General features: G+C 55.3%; 12 protein-coding genes and 2 pseudogenes. 4 read left to right on the top strand and 10 right to left on the bottom strand.

Annotated features, from left to right (window positions below; translation table 11 throughout):
- The 6 genes and pseudogenes from AC222A_RS16560 to gyrA all read right to left on the bottom strand — a co-directional run.
- Positions 1-765: pseudogene (locus tag AC222A_RS16560) on the bottom strand (bifunctional prephenate dehydrogenase/3-phosphoshikimate 1-carboxyvinyltransferase); the annotation flags it as partial.
- A 64-nt stretch (positions 766-829) separates the two neighbouring features.
- A complete protein-coding gene (locus AC222A_RS16555) occupies positions 830-1,714 on the bottom strand; it encodes a prephenate dehydrogenase/arogenate dehydrogenase family protein (RefSeq protein ID WP_486775278.1) in 885 nt (294 codons plus the stop codon).
- Positions 1,711-2,832 (bottom strand): histidinol-phosphate transaminase, encoded by a 1,122-nt coding sequence (gene hisC / locus AC222A_RS16550; protein ID WP_372763902.1) that lies wholly within the window; start codon positions 2,830-2,832, stop codon positions 1,711-1,713. The genes AC222A_RS16555 and hisC overlap by 4 nt, the downstream gene beginning before the upstream one ends.
- Before the next feature lie 12 nt (positions 2,833-2,844).
- The gene (gene pheA / locus AC222A_RS16545; RefSeq protein ID WP_486775277.1) at positions 2,845-4,005 is read right to left on the bottom strand and encodes a prephenate dehydratase; all 1,161 of its coding nucleotides are present in this window, start codon (positions 4,003-4,005) and stop codon (positions 2,845-2,847) included.
- Positions 3,998-5,077: a 3-phosphoserine/phosphohydroxythreonine transaminase gene (serC, locus tag AC222A_RS16540; protein WP_486775276.1), complete on the bottom strand. Its 1,080-nt coding sequence runs from the start codon at positions 5,075-5,077 to the stop codon at positions 3,998-4,000. The genes pheA and serC overlap by 8 nt, the downstream gene beginning before the upstream one ends.
- Positions 5,078-5,185: 108 nt before the next feature.
- Positions 5,186-7,756 carry a DNA gyrase subunit A gene (gene gyrA, locus AC222A_RS16535; RefSeq protein ID WP_372748548.1) on the bottom strand — a complete coding sequence of 857 codons (2,571 nt, stop codon included), beginning with the start codon at positions 7,754-7,756 and terminating at the stop codon, positions 5,186-5,188.
- 331 nt (positions 7,757-8,087) lie between these two features.
- On the opposite strand from gyrA, the gene AC222A_RS16530 reads away from it, so the two are divergent.
- Genes AC222A_RS16530 through AC222A_RS16515 form a run of 4 tightly spaced genes read left to right on the top strand, consistent with a single transcriptional unit; the run spans position 8,088 to position 11,561 of the window.
- Entirely contained in the window at positions 8,088-9,413 is a 1,326-nt protein-coding gene (locus AC222A_RS16530) for a TRZ/ATZ family hydrolase (RefSeq protein WP_372748547.1), read from the top strand.
- A gap of 32 nt (positions 9,414-9,445) precedes the next feature.
- Positions 9,446-10,150, top strand: a complete 705-nt coding sequence (gene ubiG, locus AC222A_RS16525) for a bifunctional 2-polyprenyl-6-hydroxyphenol methylase/3-demethylubiquinol 3-O-methyltransferase UbiG (RefSeq protein ID WP_372748546.1) — start codon at positions 9,446-9,448, stop codon at positions 10,148-10,150.
- Entirely contained in the window at positions 10,147-10,803 is a 657-nt protein-coding gene (locus AC222A_RS16520; RefSeq protein ID WP_372748545.1) for an HAD-IA family hydrolase, read from the top strand. Before ubiG ends, AC222A_RS16520 begins: the two co-directional genes overlap by 4 nt.
- Complete coding sequence (locus tag AC222A_RS16515) at positions 10,800-11,561, top strand: YciK family oxidoreductase (protein ID WP_486775275.1); 762 nt, start codon at positions 10,800-10,802, stop codon at positions 11,559-11,561. The genes AC222A_RS16520 and AC222A_RS16515 overlap by 4 nt, the downstream gene beginning before the upstream one ends.
- Positions 11,562-11,594: 33 nt before the next feature.
- On the opposite strand, the gene AC222A_RS16510 is transcribed toward AC222A_RS16515, so the two are convergent.
- From AC222A_RS16510 to AC222A_RS16495, 4 genes and pseudogenes are all read right to left on the bottom strand, one after another.
- Complete coding sequence (locus AC222A_RS16510) at positions 11,595-12,104, bottom strand: GNAT family N-acetyltransferase (protein WP_372763905.1); 510 nt, start codon at positions 12,102-12,104, stop codon at positions 11,595-11,597.
- Complete coding sequence (locus tag AC222A_RS16505; RefSeq protein WP_372783790.1) at positions 12,101-13,117, bottom strand: quinone-dependent dihydroorotate dehydrogenase; 1,017 nt, start codon at positions 13,115-13,117, stop codon at positions 12,101-12,103. Before AC222A_RS16505 ends, AC222A_RS16510 begins: the two co-directional genes overlap by 4 nt.
- Before the next feature lie 76 nt (positions 13,118-13,193).
- Entirely contained in the window at positions 13,194-16,295 is a 3,102-nt protein-coding gene (locus AC222A_RS16500; RefSeq protein ID WP_372748826.1) for an efflux RND transporter permease subunit, read from the bottom strand.
- Positions 16,292-16,489, bottom strand: a pseudogene (locus tag AC222A_RS16495) (hypothetical protein); the annotation flags it as partial. The gene AC222A_RS16500 and the pseudogene AC222A_RS16495, both read right to left, overlap by 4 nt.

The raw sequence follows: 16,489 nt of genomic DNA, 5'->3' as shown, positions 1-16,489 counted from the left end.
GATCACGAGGTCGCTGCCCGGCACCACGCTTGCCGCGACCGCAAAGAAAGCAGCGGAGGAAGGATCGCCCGGCACCTCGATATCGCAAGGATGCAGATCGGCGAGGCCGTGAATGCGGATGACGCGCTCGCTCCCGCACTCCTCGACCGTCAGATCGGCACCGAAGCCGCGCAGCATGCGCTCGGTATGGTCACGGGTTGGCGCCGGTTCCGACACGGAAGTTTCACCCGTGGAATACAGCCCGGCAAGCAGCACGCAGGATTTCACCTGAGCACTGGCCATCGGCATATCGTAGTGAATGGCTTTCAGCGCGGAGCCACCGGTAATCCTCAGTGGCGGACGACCGCCTTCTGCCGTTTCCACAGTCACCCCCATCTCCCGCAGGGGCTTGGCAACACGCTCCATGGGGCGCTTGTTGAGCGATACATCGCCGCTCATGGTAACGGAAAATTTCTGGCCCGCCATCAGGCCAGACAACAGGCGAATCGTGGTACCACTGTTGCCCACATAGAGTTCACCCTCGGGTGCTTTCAAGCCATCACGGCCCACCCCGTGAACCGTCACACGACCATTTTCCGGGCCGTCAATCTTCACACCCATCGCCTTAAATGCATTCAGGGTTGCCAACGCGTCCTCACCTTCGAGAAAACCGTCTACCGTGGTATCACCATCGGCGATAGCGCCCAGCATAATGGAGCGGTGAGAAATTGATTTGTCGCCGGGAACACGGATGCTGCCGTTAACGGCTCCGCCCGGCTTGGCCATAAAGTCCAAGTGATATCTCCAATAGAAAACATCCCTCCCTTTACGGAGAGGGGGTGAGGGACATTTATTTCGTGCCCTTCACCTGATATTGCGTCAGAAACTGCTCATCGCGCGCCTTCTTGGCCCGCTCAAAGGTGGCCAGAATAGCGTCACTGTCGTCAGATTCAATAGCCTGGCGCATTTCCGCCAAATGTTCGGTAAAGGTGTCGAGGGAATCCAGCACCGCCGAGCGGTTGGCGCGGACGATATCGTGCCACATCACCGGATCACTTGACGCAATGCGGGTAAAATCACGAAACCCTCCAGCCGCGAAACGAAAAATCGCCTGCGCAGAACCAGACTGAGCCAACGCATCCACCAACCCGTAAGCCAGCACATGAGGCAGGTGACTGGTTGCCGCCAACACCACATCGTGTTCAGCCACATCCATATCCACCACCTCGGCGCCCGTGACCTCCCACATGGCCCGGATAGTGTCGAGTGCATCCGGGCGCGTCGTCGCCAAAGGCGTCAAAATCACCCGGTGATCCACGTAAAGATCAGCCGTGGATGCCTCCACCCCACTTTGCTCAGACCCGGCAATCGGGTGACCCGGCACAAACTGCTCAGGCACCTGCCCGAAAATACGCTCGGCGGCCGCCACCAGAGAACCTTTTACACTGGCCACATCGGTCACAATCAAATCTGGCCGCATATGAGGTTTGAGCGCTTCTAGCACTTTCTCCGCCGCCAGTGTCGGCGCCGCAATAACCACCACGTCGGCGTCTTTCACCGCTTCACCCAAATCCAGGGTCCAGTGATCAATAACGCCCAATTCCTGACCGCGAATTAATGAAGCCTCGCGGCGACCCGTCCCGATCACTTCTCCAACCGCATTGCGGTCTTTCAGCGCCCGCGCTAGCGAGCCACCAATCAAGCCCAGGCCAACAATGACAAGACGATCAATCACAGCGCTTCCAGAACGTTCGGCAGCGCTTCGAGAAAGCGTGCGTTTTCAGATTCGAGGCCAACAGACACACGCAGAAAATTAGGCATGCCATAAACGCCCACCGGCCGCACAATCACACCGCTATGCAGCAGCCCCTGATAAACTTTCGCGGCATCCACCGGTGCACCTCCTTTCGCGGTACGAAAAGAAATGAAATTGCCCACCGAGGGTATCCATTCCAACCCCAAGCGGTCGAAACCCTCTCCCAACTGCTTCAGGCCGGCAGCATTCACTTCACAGCTTTTCTGTAGATAATCTGTGTCATCCAGCACTGCCACAGCCGCAGCCAACGCCTGCGTGCTCACATTAAAGGGCGCGCGCACACGGTTCAGCAGATCGCATATCTGCGCTGACGAAACAGCATAACCCACCCGCAAACCGGCCAGCCCAAAAGCCTTGGAGAACGTGCGGGTAACAATCACATTGGGATAGCCTGCCAGATAATCCAGACCATTGGGGTACTCCGGCTCATCCACGTATTCCGTGTAAGCCTCGTCCAACACCACCACAACATTCTCCGGCACCTTCGCCAAGAAAGCTTCCAGCTCTGTTTTTTTCAGCCAAGTTCCGGTGGGATTATTGGGGTTGGCAATAAAAACGACACGGGTATCGTCCTCAATGGCAGCCGCCATCACATCCAGGTCGTGCCCCCAGTCTTTGGCGGGCGTCACGATAGCCCGCGCTCCGCAAGCCTGAACTGCAATTGGGTAAACAACAAAAGCATGTTGGGAATATACGGCGCTTGTACCCGGCGACAGAAAAACCCGGGCAATCAGATCCAGAACATCGTTAGAGCCATTGCCCAGCGTGATCTGCTGTGGTGAGACATTAAACCGTGCAGCCAGCTTGTTCTTCAGCTCAAAGCCGCTACTGTCTGGATAGAGGTACATGCCCTGGGCTGCCTTGCGACAGGCTTGCAGCGCCAGGTCACTGGCACCAAGCGGGTTTTCATTACTGGCCAGCTTGACCACATCTTTCAAACCAAGCTCTCGCTCGAGCTCTTCAATGGGCTTGCCTGCCTGATAGGGTTGCAGCGCTTGTACACCAGCGTTTGCCAGCGCGATATAGTCACAGGACATAATCAGTACCGATCAGAGGGCCGCGCGCGGATAGGAGCCCAGCACCTTCAATAATAGGGAATGCTCTTCAATTTCTTTCAGAATCTTACTGACCACTGCATCGTCGCAATGCCCTTCAAATTCTATGAAAAACACGTAGGCCCAGGTTTCCGTGCGAGATGGCCGCGTATCGATGCGCGTCAACATCACGCCGTTACGGTGAAAGGGCTCTAGCAAGCCGAACAATGCCCCGGGCTTATTGCGGGTAGATACCACAATGGAGGTTTTATCGTTGCCACTGGCAGGCACATCTTCGCGACCGACAATCAGAAAACGCGTGGTGTTATCAGCGCGATCTTCTATATTCGACGCCAGCTTTGCCAGGGAGTATTGCTGTGCTGCCATATCGCCGGCTACCGCGACAATGCCTGGCTCGACTGCCGCCATACGTGCAGCTTCGGCATTGCTGCTCACTGCAATACGCTCTACCTTGGGAAAGTTCTGATCCAGCCAGTTACGGCTCTGCGCCAGGGCCTGCTGGTGGGCACAGATACTTTTGATATTGTCGCTTGTTGTGCCTTCACCCACGAGCAAATGCAGCCGGATACGCAATTCCACCTCACCACAGATTTTCAGCGGTGAATTGATGAAGTTGTCCAACGTATGTGCAACCATGCCCTCGGTAGAGTTTTCCACCGGTACCACACCATAATTACACTGCTCAGATTCAACGGCTGAAAACACAGCCTCAATCGTAGGCTGGGAAATACCGATAACCGCATGCCCGAAATGCTTGAGCGCGGCGGCCTGGGTAAAAGTGCCTTCAGGCCCCAGATATGCGACTTCCATCGGTTTTTCCAGCGCGAGGCATGCCGACATAATTTCGCGAAAAATATAGGCTACCGCTTGGTCGGCCAGCGGCCCTTTATTGACCTCACGAATACGCGCCAGCACCTGGGCTTCGCGCTCAGGCCGGTAAAACAATAGCTGCTGAGTGCTGCTTTTATCAGCGTCGGATTCAAACTGCTGAGCCTGCTCAAAAGCGCGCGTTTTGACACGTGCCACTTCCTGGGCACAGCTCGCCCGCCGGTTCAGCAGCGCGTGAATTTCCGAATCAATCGCGTCTATCTGCTGGCGCAGTTTGTTCAGCTCGGATTGCTCATCCATCGCGCCCGTTCCTGTACTTTTAGCCATTCTTGCTGGCGAAATCCTTCATATAGGCGATCAAGGCATCGACCGCTTCTTCCGGCACCGCATTGTAAATACTGGCACGCATGCCACCGACCGAGCGATGCCCTTTCAGGTTCAGCAGGCCTGCTTCTTCTGCACCTGCCAGGAAAGCCTTGTCGAGACTATCGTCTTTCAGTGTAAACGGAATATTCATCAAGCTGCGGCTGGCCACCTCAACCGGATTGGCGTAAAAACCGCTGTCATCGATATAACCGTAAAGCTTTTCCGCCTTGCGACGGTTCAGCGTTTCCATCGCCGACAGACCGCCCTGATTCTTCAGCCATTTAAAGACCAGGCCGGCAAGATAAATAGCCATGGTTGGCGGTGTGTTGTACATCGAGTCGTTTTCCGCCGCGACCTGGTAGTCCATACCAACCGGACACAGGGCGTGGGCTTTACCCAACAGATCCTTGCGTACAATAACAATCGTTAGACCCGCCGGACCGATATTTTTCTGAGCACCAGCGTAAATCAAACCAAATTTGCTGACATCAATCGGGCGCGACAGGATAGTAGAAGACATATCCGCTACCAGCGGCACATCCACCTCCGGCGTCCAGAAGAACTCGACACCACCGATGGTTTCGTTCGGCGTGTAATGCAGATAAGCCGCGTCTTTATTGAGCTTCCAGCTATCAAACGCAGGAATGCTGGCAAAGCTGTCGTCTTCCGAGCTCGCCACAACATTCACATCGCAGTAGCGCTTGGCTTCTTTAATCGCTTTTTTAGACCACTGCCCTGTGTTGACGTAATCGGCAGTTTTGTTGTCGCCCAGCAGATTCAACGGAATCGCCGAAAACTGACCTGTCGCGCCGCCCTGCAAAAACAGTACAGCGTAATCGTCCGAAATATTCAGCAGTTCGCGCAGATCATTCTCCGCGTCGGTAGCAATACCAACAATCTCGGAAGAACGGTGGCTCATTTCCATGACCGACAGACCACTGCCCTGCCAGTTCACCAGATCGCGCTGAGCTTCTTCCAAAACGTCCAGCGGAAGCGCCGCCGGGCCTGCACAGAAATTGTATTTACGGGTCATGTTGCTCTCTTGAATAACACTGCGGTCGATCAGCAGGGCCCGTCTTGGCAAGCAAAAGAGCCGGCAACGCCAACCACTTACCTGCCAGACAGGTTCCTACCACATAATTTACGCTTCAGGCTCGGCGACTACCTCGCCTTCTACCACTTCATCACTTTCTTCAATTCGCTCAACACCCACCAGATGTTCACCCTCCTTCAACCGGATAAGGCGCACACCCTGCGTGTTACGGCTCAACACAGAGACTTCATCAGTGCGCGTGCGAACCAGCGTTCCCTGATCGGAAATAAGCATCAGCTCATCGCCTTCAAAGACCTGAACAGCACCGACCAGAGGACCATTGCGTTCGCTGGCCGCCATGGCAATAACACCCTGCGTACCGCGCCCCTTGGTGGGAAACTCAGAAAGCTCGGAGCGCTTGCCGTAGCCATTTTCCGACACGGTTAACACGCGACCGCCTTCTTTCGGAATGATAAGGGAGATCATGGTGTGGTCTTCCGCCATGCGAATACCGCGAACACCCTTGGCAGTACGTCCCATGGAGCGCACATCTTCGCCCTTGAAGCGAACCGCTTTACCGGAACTGCTAAACAGCATTACGTCGCTGTTTGCATCGGTAATTGCAGTACCTACCAGGCAATCGCCTTCTTCCAGCTCGATAGCGCGTAGACCAACACTACGCTGACGCGAGAAATCTACCAGCGGGGTTTTCTTCACTGTGCCGTTGGCCGTCGCAAAGAACAGGTAATGGTCTTCCAAATACTCCTCAATCTTGAGGATTGAGGTGATTTTTTCACCTTCTTCGAGAGGTAACAGGTTAACGATTGGGCGACCACGTGAGTTACGGCCAGCCACTGGAATCTGGTAAACCTTGATCCAGTAAACCTTACCCAGATTCGAGAAACACATCAGCGTATCGTGGGTATTGGCAATCATCAGATGCTCGACAAAATCTTCGTCTTTCACCTGCGTTGCGCTCTTACCCATACCGCCGCGCTTCTGCGCCTGATAATCATCTAACGGTTGTGTTTTGGCGTAACCGGAATGAGAAATCGTGACCACTCGATCTTCTTCATTGATCAGATCTTCAACGGTCAAATCCATCATTGATTCAATGATTTCAGTGCGACGCTCGTCACCATATTCCGCTTTAACCGCTTCCAGCTCTTCGCGAATAACGGTTTTCAGTTTTTCCGGATCACCAAGAATTGTCAGGTATTCCGCGATTTCAGCCAGCTTTTCCTGATATTCGCTGAGCAGTTTTTCATGCTCAAGGCCCGTCAGTTTTTGCAGGCGCAGCTCAAGAATGGCCTGAACCTGTGCTGGCGACAAATGGTACTTGCCGGAATGCATGCCGAATTGCGCTTCCAGCTCATCCGGACGGCAAGCATCTTCGCCCGCGCGCTCCAGCATGGCCATCACACTACCCGGCTCCCAGCCCTTGGCCAACAGTGCGTCTTTCGCATCCTGAGCCGTCGGTGAAGCCTTAATCAGGGCAATAACTTCGTCGATATTGGCAATAGCAACGGCGAGGCCTTCCAGCAGGTGGCCTCGTTCGCGCGCCTTCCTCAACAGATAGATCGTACGGCGGGTAACCACCTCACGGCGGTGACGCAGAAAGTACTCCAGCAAACCTTTCAAGTTGATCTGCTTAGGCTGCTCATCAACCAGCGCAACAATATTGATACCGAAAACGGTCTGCAGCTGCGTCTGGCTGTACAGGTTGTTCAGCACAACCTCACCGCTTTCACCGCGCTTCATTTCAATGACTACCCGCAGACCGTCTTTATCAGACTCGTCACGCAGCTCTGAAATGCCTTCAATTTTCTTCTCTTTCACCAGCTCGGCGATTTTTTCAATCAGCCGCGCCTTGTTCACCATATACGGTAGCTCCGTAACGATGATGGTGTCTTTATTGTTCTTTTCGTTGGTGATCACTTCGGCCCGAGCGCGCACATAGATGCGGCCGCGACCGGTGCGATAAGCCTGCAGGATACCCGCGCGGCCATTAATAATGCCCGCCGTAGGGAAATCTGGCCCCGGAATGAACTCCATCAGCTCATCCACGGTAATTTCTTCATTGTCCAGCAGCGCCAAGCAGCCACCCACCACCTCGGTGAGGTTGTGCGGCGGAATATTGGTCGCCATACCCACCGCAATACCGGATGAACCGTTTATCAGCAGGTTAGGGACTTTGGTGGGCATGACCGCCGGAATGGTTTCAGTGCCGTCGTAGTTAGGCACCCAATCTACGGTTTCCTTATCCAGGTCAGCCAGAATCTCATGGGAAATCTTCTGCATGCGAATTTCGGTGTATCGCATCGCCGCTGCAGAGTCACCGTCGATAGAACCAAAGTTACCCTGCCCGTCCACCAGCATATAGCGCAACGAAAACGGCTGGGCCATACGAACGATGGTGTCGTAGACCGCTGAGTCACCATGGGGGTGGTATTTACCAATAACATCACCCACCACCCGGGCAGACTTCTTGTAAGATTTGTTCCAGTCGTTGCTCAGCTCGCTCATGGCGTAGAGCACGCGGCGATGCACCGGCTTGAGACCGTCTCGCACGTCCGGCAGAGCGCGCCCGACAATAACGCTCATGGCATAATCGAGGTAGGACTTTTTCAGCTCGTCCTCGATATTTACCGGCAAAATTTCCTTCGCTAACTCACCCATCTACAACGGTGTCCTCAGTCAATCGAATTGTTATAGCTATCGTTTGCGCGTTCTCTGACGTTCTCTCAGATTCCTGAAAAAACTACTGATCCCGCAGAGGCTGAAAAGCCTCTGCCGACGCGCATGGAAACAACAGGGAAATTCCCCTCGGGAACTGTCACCCAAGGGGGTGATCAGGCACCGGAATCAAGTCGGCTAGAATAGCACAATCGAGCGCGTTTCTCACAGCAAATTGCGGTTATATACAAGCCGTTAGCGCAGATTTGGCAGCACTTTCAGCGGTATTGCGGTTATACTCAGCGCCATTGTTATCAAGGGACGCTTTCACACCATGTCGACAGCTGCAGATTGCCTAATTTTTGCACGATGGATCATCACCATCGACGCCAATCAGCCCGTACTCGACAATCATGCACTGGCAATCACCGGCAACCGGATTACCGCCATCCTGCCCGCTAGCGAGGCCCACGAGCTAACCGCAGCAAAGGTGATCGAACTGCCAGATCACGCCCTGATGCCGGGCCTGATCAATACCCATGGCCACGCTGCCATGAGCCTGTTCCGGGGCATGGCCGACGATCTGCCACTGGACAGCTGGCTGAACGACCACATCTGGCCCGCAGAAGGCAAATGGGTGAACGAAGAGTTTGTGCGCGATGGCGTTGAGCTGGCGATGGCGGAGATGATTCGCAGCGGCACAACCACATTCTCAGACATGTATTTCTTTCCGAACATCACCGCAAAGGCCGCAACCCGCGCCGGTATGCGAGCTCAGCTGGCCTTCCCGGTCTTTGAGTTTCCCAGCAACTGGGGGCAGAATCCGGAGGAATATATCCACAAAGGCCTGCAGGTACACGACGACAACAAACACAACTCGCTGATTACGGTTGCCTTTGGTCCGCACGCGCCCTACACCGTGGCCGACCCGACCATGGACAAAATTGCCACACTGGCGGCCGAGCTTCACAACGGTGAAATCAATATTCATATCCACCTGCACGAAACCGATTTTGAAGTGGCGCAATCCGTGAAAGAACACGGCATGCGCCCAATCGAGCGCCTTGCTCAGCGCGGCCTGCTCGGCCCGCGCACCCAGTGTGTGCACCTGGCCAGCCTGAACGATGACGACATCAAAACACTGGCCGCCCACAACTGCCACGCGGTGCACTGCCCCGAATCCAATCTCAAACTTGGTAGCGGCATTTCACCTGTTCAAAAAATGCTCGACGCGGGCATCAATGTCGCCCTGGGCACTGACGGCGCCGCCAGCAACAACACACTGAACCTGTTCAACGAAATGCGCACAGCGGCGCTGCTGTCCAAAGGCGCGACCGGAAACGCCACAGCCCTGCCCGACACCCAGGCTTTGCAAATGGCCACGCTCAATGGCGCCAGAGCCCTCGGCCTGGAACAGGAACTGGGCTCACTGGAGATCGGCAAACTGGCGGATGTGATTGCGGTGGACCTCTCGGCCATCGAACAACAGCCGGTGTTTGATCCCGTGTCCCAGCTGGTGTACACCCAGGTTGGGCATGCCGTGAGCCACAGCTGGATCAACGGCAAACTGATCATGGAAAACCGCCGCCTGACCACACTGAATATCGACGACATTCGTGAACGCGCCCAGCGCTGGCGCGAACAGATTGTCACTTCCTGATTCGACCGCCTGAACCAACGAGGACGCCAGACGTGTCAAAACCCAATGTAGACCCTGCAGAAATCGCAAAATTTGAAGAGCTCGCCCACCGCTGGTGGGATCGCGAGAGCGAATTCAAACCACTGCACGACATCAACCCCTTGCGCGTTAACTATATCGACGAGCGCGCGCCGCTGGCCGGCAAATCGGTCATTGACGTCGGCTGCGGCGGCGGCATTCTGGCCGAGGCCATGGCGCAGCGCGGTGCAACCGTGACCGGTATCGACATGGGTGAAGCGCCCTTAAGCGTTGCTCGCCTGCACCAGCTTGAATCCGGAGTGCAGGTTGATTACCAGCAATCGACAGCGGAAGACATGGCGCAAGCGCATGCCGAGGCCTTTGACCGGGTAACCTGCCTGGAAATGCTCGAACACGTCCCGGACCCAGCATCAGTGATCAAAGCCTGTGCGACCATGTGCAAGCCCGGTGGCGAACTGTTTTTCTCGACCATTAACCGCAACCCCAAATCCTTTGCGTTTGCTGTCGTGGGTGCCGAATATATATTACGCCTGCTGCCCAAGGGCACGCATGAATACGCCAAGTTTATCCGCCCATCCGAACTGGCGGCCTACATTCGAGATGCGGGACTGATACTGAAAGACATAACCGGCATGACCTACAACCCGCTGACCAAACGCTACAAAATGGGCAGCGACACCGACGTTAACTACATCGTACACGCCAGCAAACCCGAATGATCTCAGCAGTACTGTTTGATCTCGACGGCACACTGATAGATACCGCCCCGGATTTTGCGGCGGTGCTCAATGGCATGCGACGGCGCCGACAACTCAGCGATATCCCTTTCGAGCATATCCACGCTACCGTATCTGACGGCGCCAGGGCGCTGGTTCAGCTGGGCTTTCAGCTACAGGAAGGCGACGACGGATTTGAAGTCCTGCGCCAGGAACTGCTAGATGATTACCTTCAGCACCTGTCGGTACACTCTCAACTCTACCCCGGGATGGACAAGGTGCTGAGCTGGGTCGAGCAGCGCGCTATTCCCTGGGGTGTTGTTACCAACAAGCCCTCACTATATGCCGAACCTCTGCTGCGTGATCTGGCACTGTCGCAGCGCTGTGGCAGCCTGGTATGCCCGGACCACGTAACACAGCGCAAACCGCATGCTGAACCCATCCTACTGGCCTGCTCGCAGATTAACGCGAACCCCGAACACAGTATCTACGTGGGCGACCACCGCCGCGATATTGAAGCGGGCAGGAACGCCGGCAGCACAACCGTCGCCTGCAACTACGGCTACGTGCACGCTGGCGACCCGGCAAGTAGCTGGGGCGCCGACTATACTATTGAGCAAGCCAGCGAATTGATTGCGATACTGGAGACTTTGTGACTCACACCCTACCTGAAAACTTTCAGCCTGCCGCAGACTGCCTGAAAGGCAAAAACATTCTGATCACCGGAGCCGGCGACGGCATTGGTCGCTCAGCCGCGTTAGCCTTTGCACAACACGGCGCCACCATTGTGTTGCTAGGAAAAACCGTGGACAAACTGGAGGCGGTATACGACGAGATTGAAGCCGCTGGTGGCCCGCAGCCGGCCATCTATCCGCTGCACCTGAACGGCGCAGTTATGAAAGACTACGAAGACCTGCGCGATACGCTGGAAAAAGAATTCGGTGCCCTGCACGGCCTACTGCACAACGCCAGTATTCTCGGAGAACGCAAAACCATCGCCCAGACCTCCATCGAAAGCTGGACCGAGGTGATGCAGGTTAACGTGAATTCCAGCTTCATGCTGACCAAAGCCCTGCTCCCCATTCTGGACGTGCCCGACACCTCATCAATCATCTTTACGTCCTCCAGCGTTGGTCGTCAGGGGCGCGCCTTCTGGGGTGCCTATGCCGTGTCAAAATTCGCAACCGAAGGCCTAGTGCAGGTACTGGCAGACGAGCTGGTGAACACCAGCAATATACGAGTAAACAGTTTGAATCCGGGCGCTACCAATACTGCCATGCGCCGCAGCGCCTACCCCGGTGAAAACCCCGATACCAACCCGGCGCCCGACGCGCTCATGCCGCTGTATCTCTATCTGATGAGCGACGCCAGCCGCGACAAAACCGGGCTGCAGTGGAATGCACAAATAAAATAAACCAGACGGCAAAACCGGGGTCGGATCCAGGTTTTAGCTAATATCAACTTTTTGTACACGTGCAAAAAGGTGTTCGTCGTAAAACGTTCCGTCTTTCATCACCGCATGGCGCAGTATGCCTTCGCGCGCATAGCCATTTTTTTCCAACACGCGCATGGATGCCGGGTTACATTCAAGCACCAAAGCATACAGCCGATGCAATTGCGTGTTTTCTTCCAGCCACAGCTGAAGCTGAGCGAGTGCCTCGCTGGCATAGCCCTTACCCCAATAAGGCTGCCCAAGCCAATAGCCAACCTCGGCGCTGTAGCGATATTCCCGCTCTCCCCAGAAAACCCCGATACTCCCTATGCACAGGCCGTGTAGACAGACAGCAAAATGCTGCCCGTGTCTGTCACAGGAACCCTCTTCTATCCAATAACGGGCATCTATTGTGGTATACGGACGGGGAAATTGGTCTCGCAAAAAGCGCGTGACATTCACATTGTTAGCCAGCTCAACCAGTCTGGCTTCATCATCGCTGTGAAAGGCACGCAGGGTAATCATTGCCGCTTGATGGCGCTTACCGAGTCCGCGATCAGTTTGGGACCAGCGTAGATAAAACCGCTGTAAATCTGAACCAGCGCAGCACCGGCGCGGATTTTTTCCGCCGCGTCTTCACCGCACATGATCCCCCCCACACCAATTATGGGAATCTCGCCCTTAAGCTGGGCCGCCAGCTCACGGATAACCGCTGTCGACTTATCGCGTACCGGCGCACCACTGAGGCCGCCAGCTTCCGCGCCGTGCTCCAGATGTTTTACCGCATCGCGTTCAATCGTGGTGTTAGTGGCAATCACGGCATCAATGCGATGCTCCAGAAAGGCACCCGCCACATCGGCAATATCACTCACCGCCATATCGGGCGCGATTTTTACCGCCAGCGGCACATAGCGGCCATGCTCCGCGGCCAGCTCCGCCTGAGCCGTTTTCAACTGAGCAAGCAGTTGCTTGAGTGGCTCACCAAACTGCAGGTCCCGCAAACCCGGGGTGTTGGGTGACGACAGATTTACAGTGATATAGGACGCATGAGGGTAAACCTTGCGCATACAAATCAGGTAGTCATCGACAGCCTGCTCGGCCGGGGTATCCTTGTTTTTACCAATATTGATGCCCAGTACACCGGTAAACTTCGCGTTTTTTACCTGTTCTACCAGATGATCCACGCCCAGATTATTAAACCCCATACGATTGATGATGGCTTTTGCCTCGGGTAGACGAAATAAACGCGGCTGCGGATTGCCAGGCTGAGGCTTTGGCGTGACCGTACCCACTTCAATAAACCCGAAGCCCAACGCCGCCAGGCCATCAATGTGTTTGGCATCTTTATCCAGCCCGGCCGCCAAACCTACCGGATTGGGAAAGGTAATACCCATCACTTCTACCGGGTGATCTACGCGCTTGGGCGCTACCAGCCGAGAAAGGCAGAAAGTATCGGCTAGTGAAATGCCCGTCATACCCAGATTGTGGGAGGTTTCTGTAGGCAGTTGAAACAGGATTTTCTGGAGCAGGGAGTACATCGTAATAAGGGCTCGGCTAGTTGGGCCCAGGGCAAGGGTTAGACTTGCCCTGCCCCTCTTCCTTTGAAAAGAGGGTTTAAGCGCGTTTAAACAATCGGCTGACATCCTGCTCAAGCGCATACAAGCTTGGCAGGTAGAAGAGCGTGATTATACTACCGAATACCACGCCCCACAGCATCACCATTGCCAGCGGCGCGACAACAACATTCAAACCAAACAAACCATAGGCCACCGGATACAGCCCTGCCACTGTGGTCAATGTGGTAATAAAGATGGGGCGCAGCCGCGTACTCGCCGTCTGCACCAGCAAATCTGCATCAATGTGAGTGCTATTTCCCCGAGCGCGATTCAATTGATCGATCATTATCAGAGAATCATTAACCAGAATACCGGCCAGCCCGGTGATCCCTGCCAGCGCTGACATACTTAACACCATGCCCTGAAGTGCAAAGGCTATCATTACCCCCAAAATACCCAGCGGAATAACCAGTAGCACCAGAATAGGTTGCGATACGGAATTAAACAGCAGCACCAGCAGCACCAATATACCGGCCAGACTGAGCAGCGCTGCGCTGCCAATATTCCCCAGTGCATCCTGCTGCCGATCAGCTTCGCCACCAGCCACAAACTGCAGGTGCGAGTAGCGCTGACGCAGCTCACGGTCCTCGATGTAACCCTGTAGCAGGCGATTGGCCTCGGCGACAGACAACACCGACTTGTCGATATCGGCATATACCGTCAGCGTGCGTTCGCCAAAGTAGTGATAAACCGTCGCCTGAGCAGATTTGGTTTCGAAATCTGCCACACTGCGCAGCAACACCGGCTCACCCCGGCTGTTGATCAGGGTCAGACCATACAGCGTAGAGAGCTGGCCTTGTTCCGGCTGACGATACTGCAAGCGGAACCGAACCCGCTCTTCCAACGTCTGCATTTCCTCCACCAGCAGCCCGTCAAACGCCACACGCACAGCCTGGGTCACGTCCTGCACAGTCAGGCCGTAGTTAGCCAGCAACTCGTGCTTGAGCTGCAGATCAATAATATCCTTGCCGCGCCGGTAGGACGTCCACACGCGGTCAAAACCGGCTATTGTCTGCAGGTACTGCACAATGTCGTCAGCTACCCGATAGCGATCATCTGAATTACCGACAATTTCCAGCTCGATCGCCTCGCCGGTTGGCGGCGAGTTTTCCTGAGGCACGACTCTGGCCAAGACAAAATCCGATTGCTCAGCCATAAACTCACGCAGCTCGGACACTATCACCGACGATGTGCGGGTGCGTTCCGACTGCCTCACCAGATATAGCTCGACAAGGCCCCAGGAATTCTGGCGACCTTCGGTTACATTTGCCATGCTAGGCAGATCGTGGTGTCCAACGGTGACTTTTGTCGCCAGAACATCACGCCCCGCAAGATGCGCAACCAGATCTCGTTCGAGTTCAGTCAGCCGGTCACGGGTCGCCGCAAAGGATGTCCCGAGTGGAAGTTCCAGCTGAACCGTAATTGCATCGGTATCCCCTTCCGGGTAAAGCTCCAGTGTAAGACGCTGGTAACTAAACAGTGCCGCAGCCACTGCCAGCCCAAGAATCCCAATGAAACTGATCACGCGATGCCTGAACATATGCCGCATAATCCAGACATAGGCCCGCTCAACCGGGTTAAACCATTCGCGCGACAGGCTTTTTCCGTCGCGCTGACGACCACGCAGCGCGTGCGCTATATGCGCCGGCAACATGACTTTGCATTCCACCAGTGACGCCAGCAACACCATGACAACCACTGCTGGCAGCATCCAGAGGTATTTCCCCTCAATACCCGACAGAAACACCAGCGGCATAAACGCCAATACCGTCGTCGCCGAACTGGTCAGCACGGGCGCTGCCATCACAGCAGTGCCATCAATCGCCGCCTGCAACGGCGATTTTCCCCGCTCCGCCTCGCGAAAGATGCTCTCGGCTACCACAACCGCATCGTCAACCAGCACACCGAGCATCAGAATAATGCCGGAAATGCTGAGCTGATTGACCGTAATATTGAGCGACGGCATGAAAATAAACGTGAGCATCATGGCCGTGGGAATACCCACCACCACCCACACCGTGAACCGGAAGGGGAAAAACGCGAGCAGCGTGAGAAACACCAGCAACATGCCAAACAGTGCATTACTACTGAGCATTTCCAGCATATTGCGGGCATAGCGCGTTGTATCGTTATAGATTTCAAGCCTTACACCAGACGGCATCATCGCCTGTTGCTCGCGAACAAACTCGCGTAACTCTTCAGCGACTGCCACGCCATTGGCCTGCGCGGTTTTCTTGATCAACAGGCCAACCGCAGGTTGACCACCTATCAGCGGTTGAATCCTCCAGTCTTCGTAATCAACAACAACCTCTGCAATATCCTTAACCCGCGCAAAGTTATCGCGCCCCACCGCCCGCACAATAACCTCGGCCACATCTTTGGGGTGCTCAAATTGCCCAACCGTAACAACATCACGCTCAGAGGTCGTCGATTCCAACGCACCGCCAGAGTCTCTGACATTGCGCGCGGCGATGGCGCGGCTGATCTCCGCCGCATCAATACCCAGTTGCTGCAAGCGCTGTGGATTCAGCAAAATGCGAACTTCCTTGCGCCGATAGCCGCGCCGATCAGAACCGGCCACACCCTCCACCTGGCGCAGCTGCACCTGCAGGCGCCGTGCGGTGCGACGCAGTACATCTTCATCCACATCACCGCGAACCAGAATTTCCATGATCGGTGTTCGGTCGGGGTCTTCTGCGGCCAACAAGGGCTTTTCAAACACCTCGTCTGGCATGCGCGGATAGGCGCGATCAATGGCGCGCTGCAGGTCTTCACGAAAACGCCGGTTCTGCTCACGACTGTGATCCGGACTCGCCTGCACCAGAAGACTCGACTGCCCCTCCATACTGGCCGACCGCAATTTATCGAGACCTTCAATTTCAAGAATTTCTTCTTCCAGTGGCACCGTCACTGAAAGCTCTACATCAGTCGCTGCGGCGCCCGGCCATACCGTTGTAATGTAGAAAATACCGGTATCCAGCGCCGGATAGCTGCTGACAACCATCCCACGCAAGCTGACAAAGCCGCTGAGAAACAGCATCACCAATATAAGGTTTACCAGCAGCGGACGGCTGGCAAAAAACGTGATCAGCCCTCTCATGGCTGCTCGCTCTGCAAGACAACGGTTTTACCGTTGGCCAGCAAATCAAGGTGGCTGGTAATCAACCGGTCGCCGGGATTGAGGCCGGCCAGCACCGGCAGCTCATCACCCGCGCTCGCTGCAAAGGTGGGCTCGACTTCCCGCACCCGCCCCGCTTCGTAGATAAACACCACGCGCCGACGATTGCGATCCAC

The organism is Litorivivens sp., assembly GCF_057445395.1.
The sequence above is the reverse complement of the archived record's forward strand: the minus strand, read 5'-3'. Positions and strand labels throughout refer to the sequence as shown.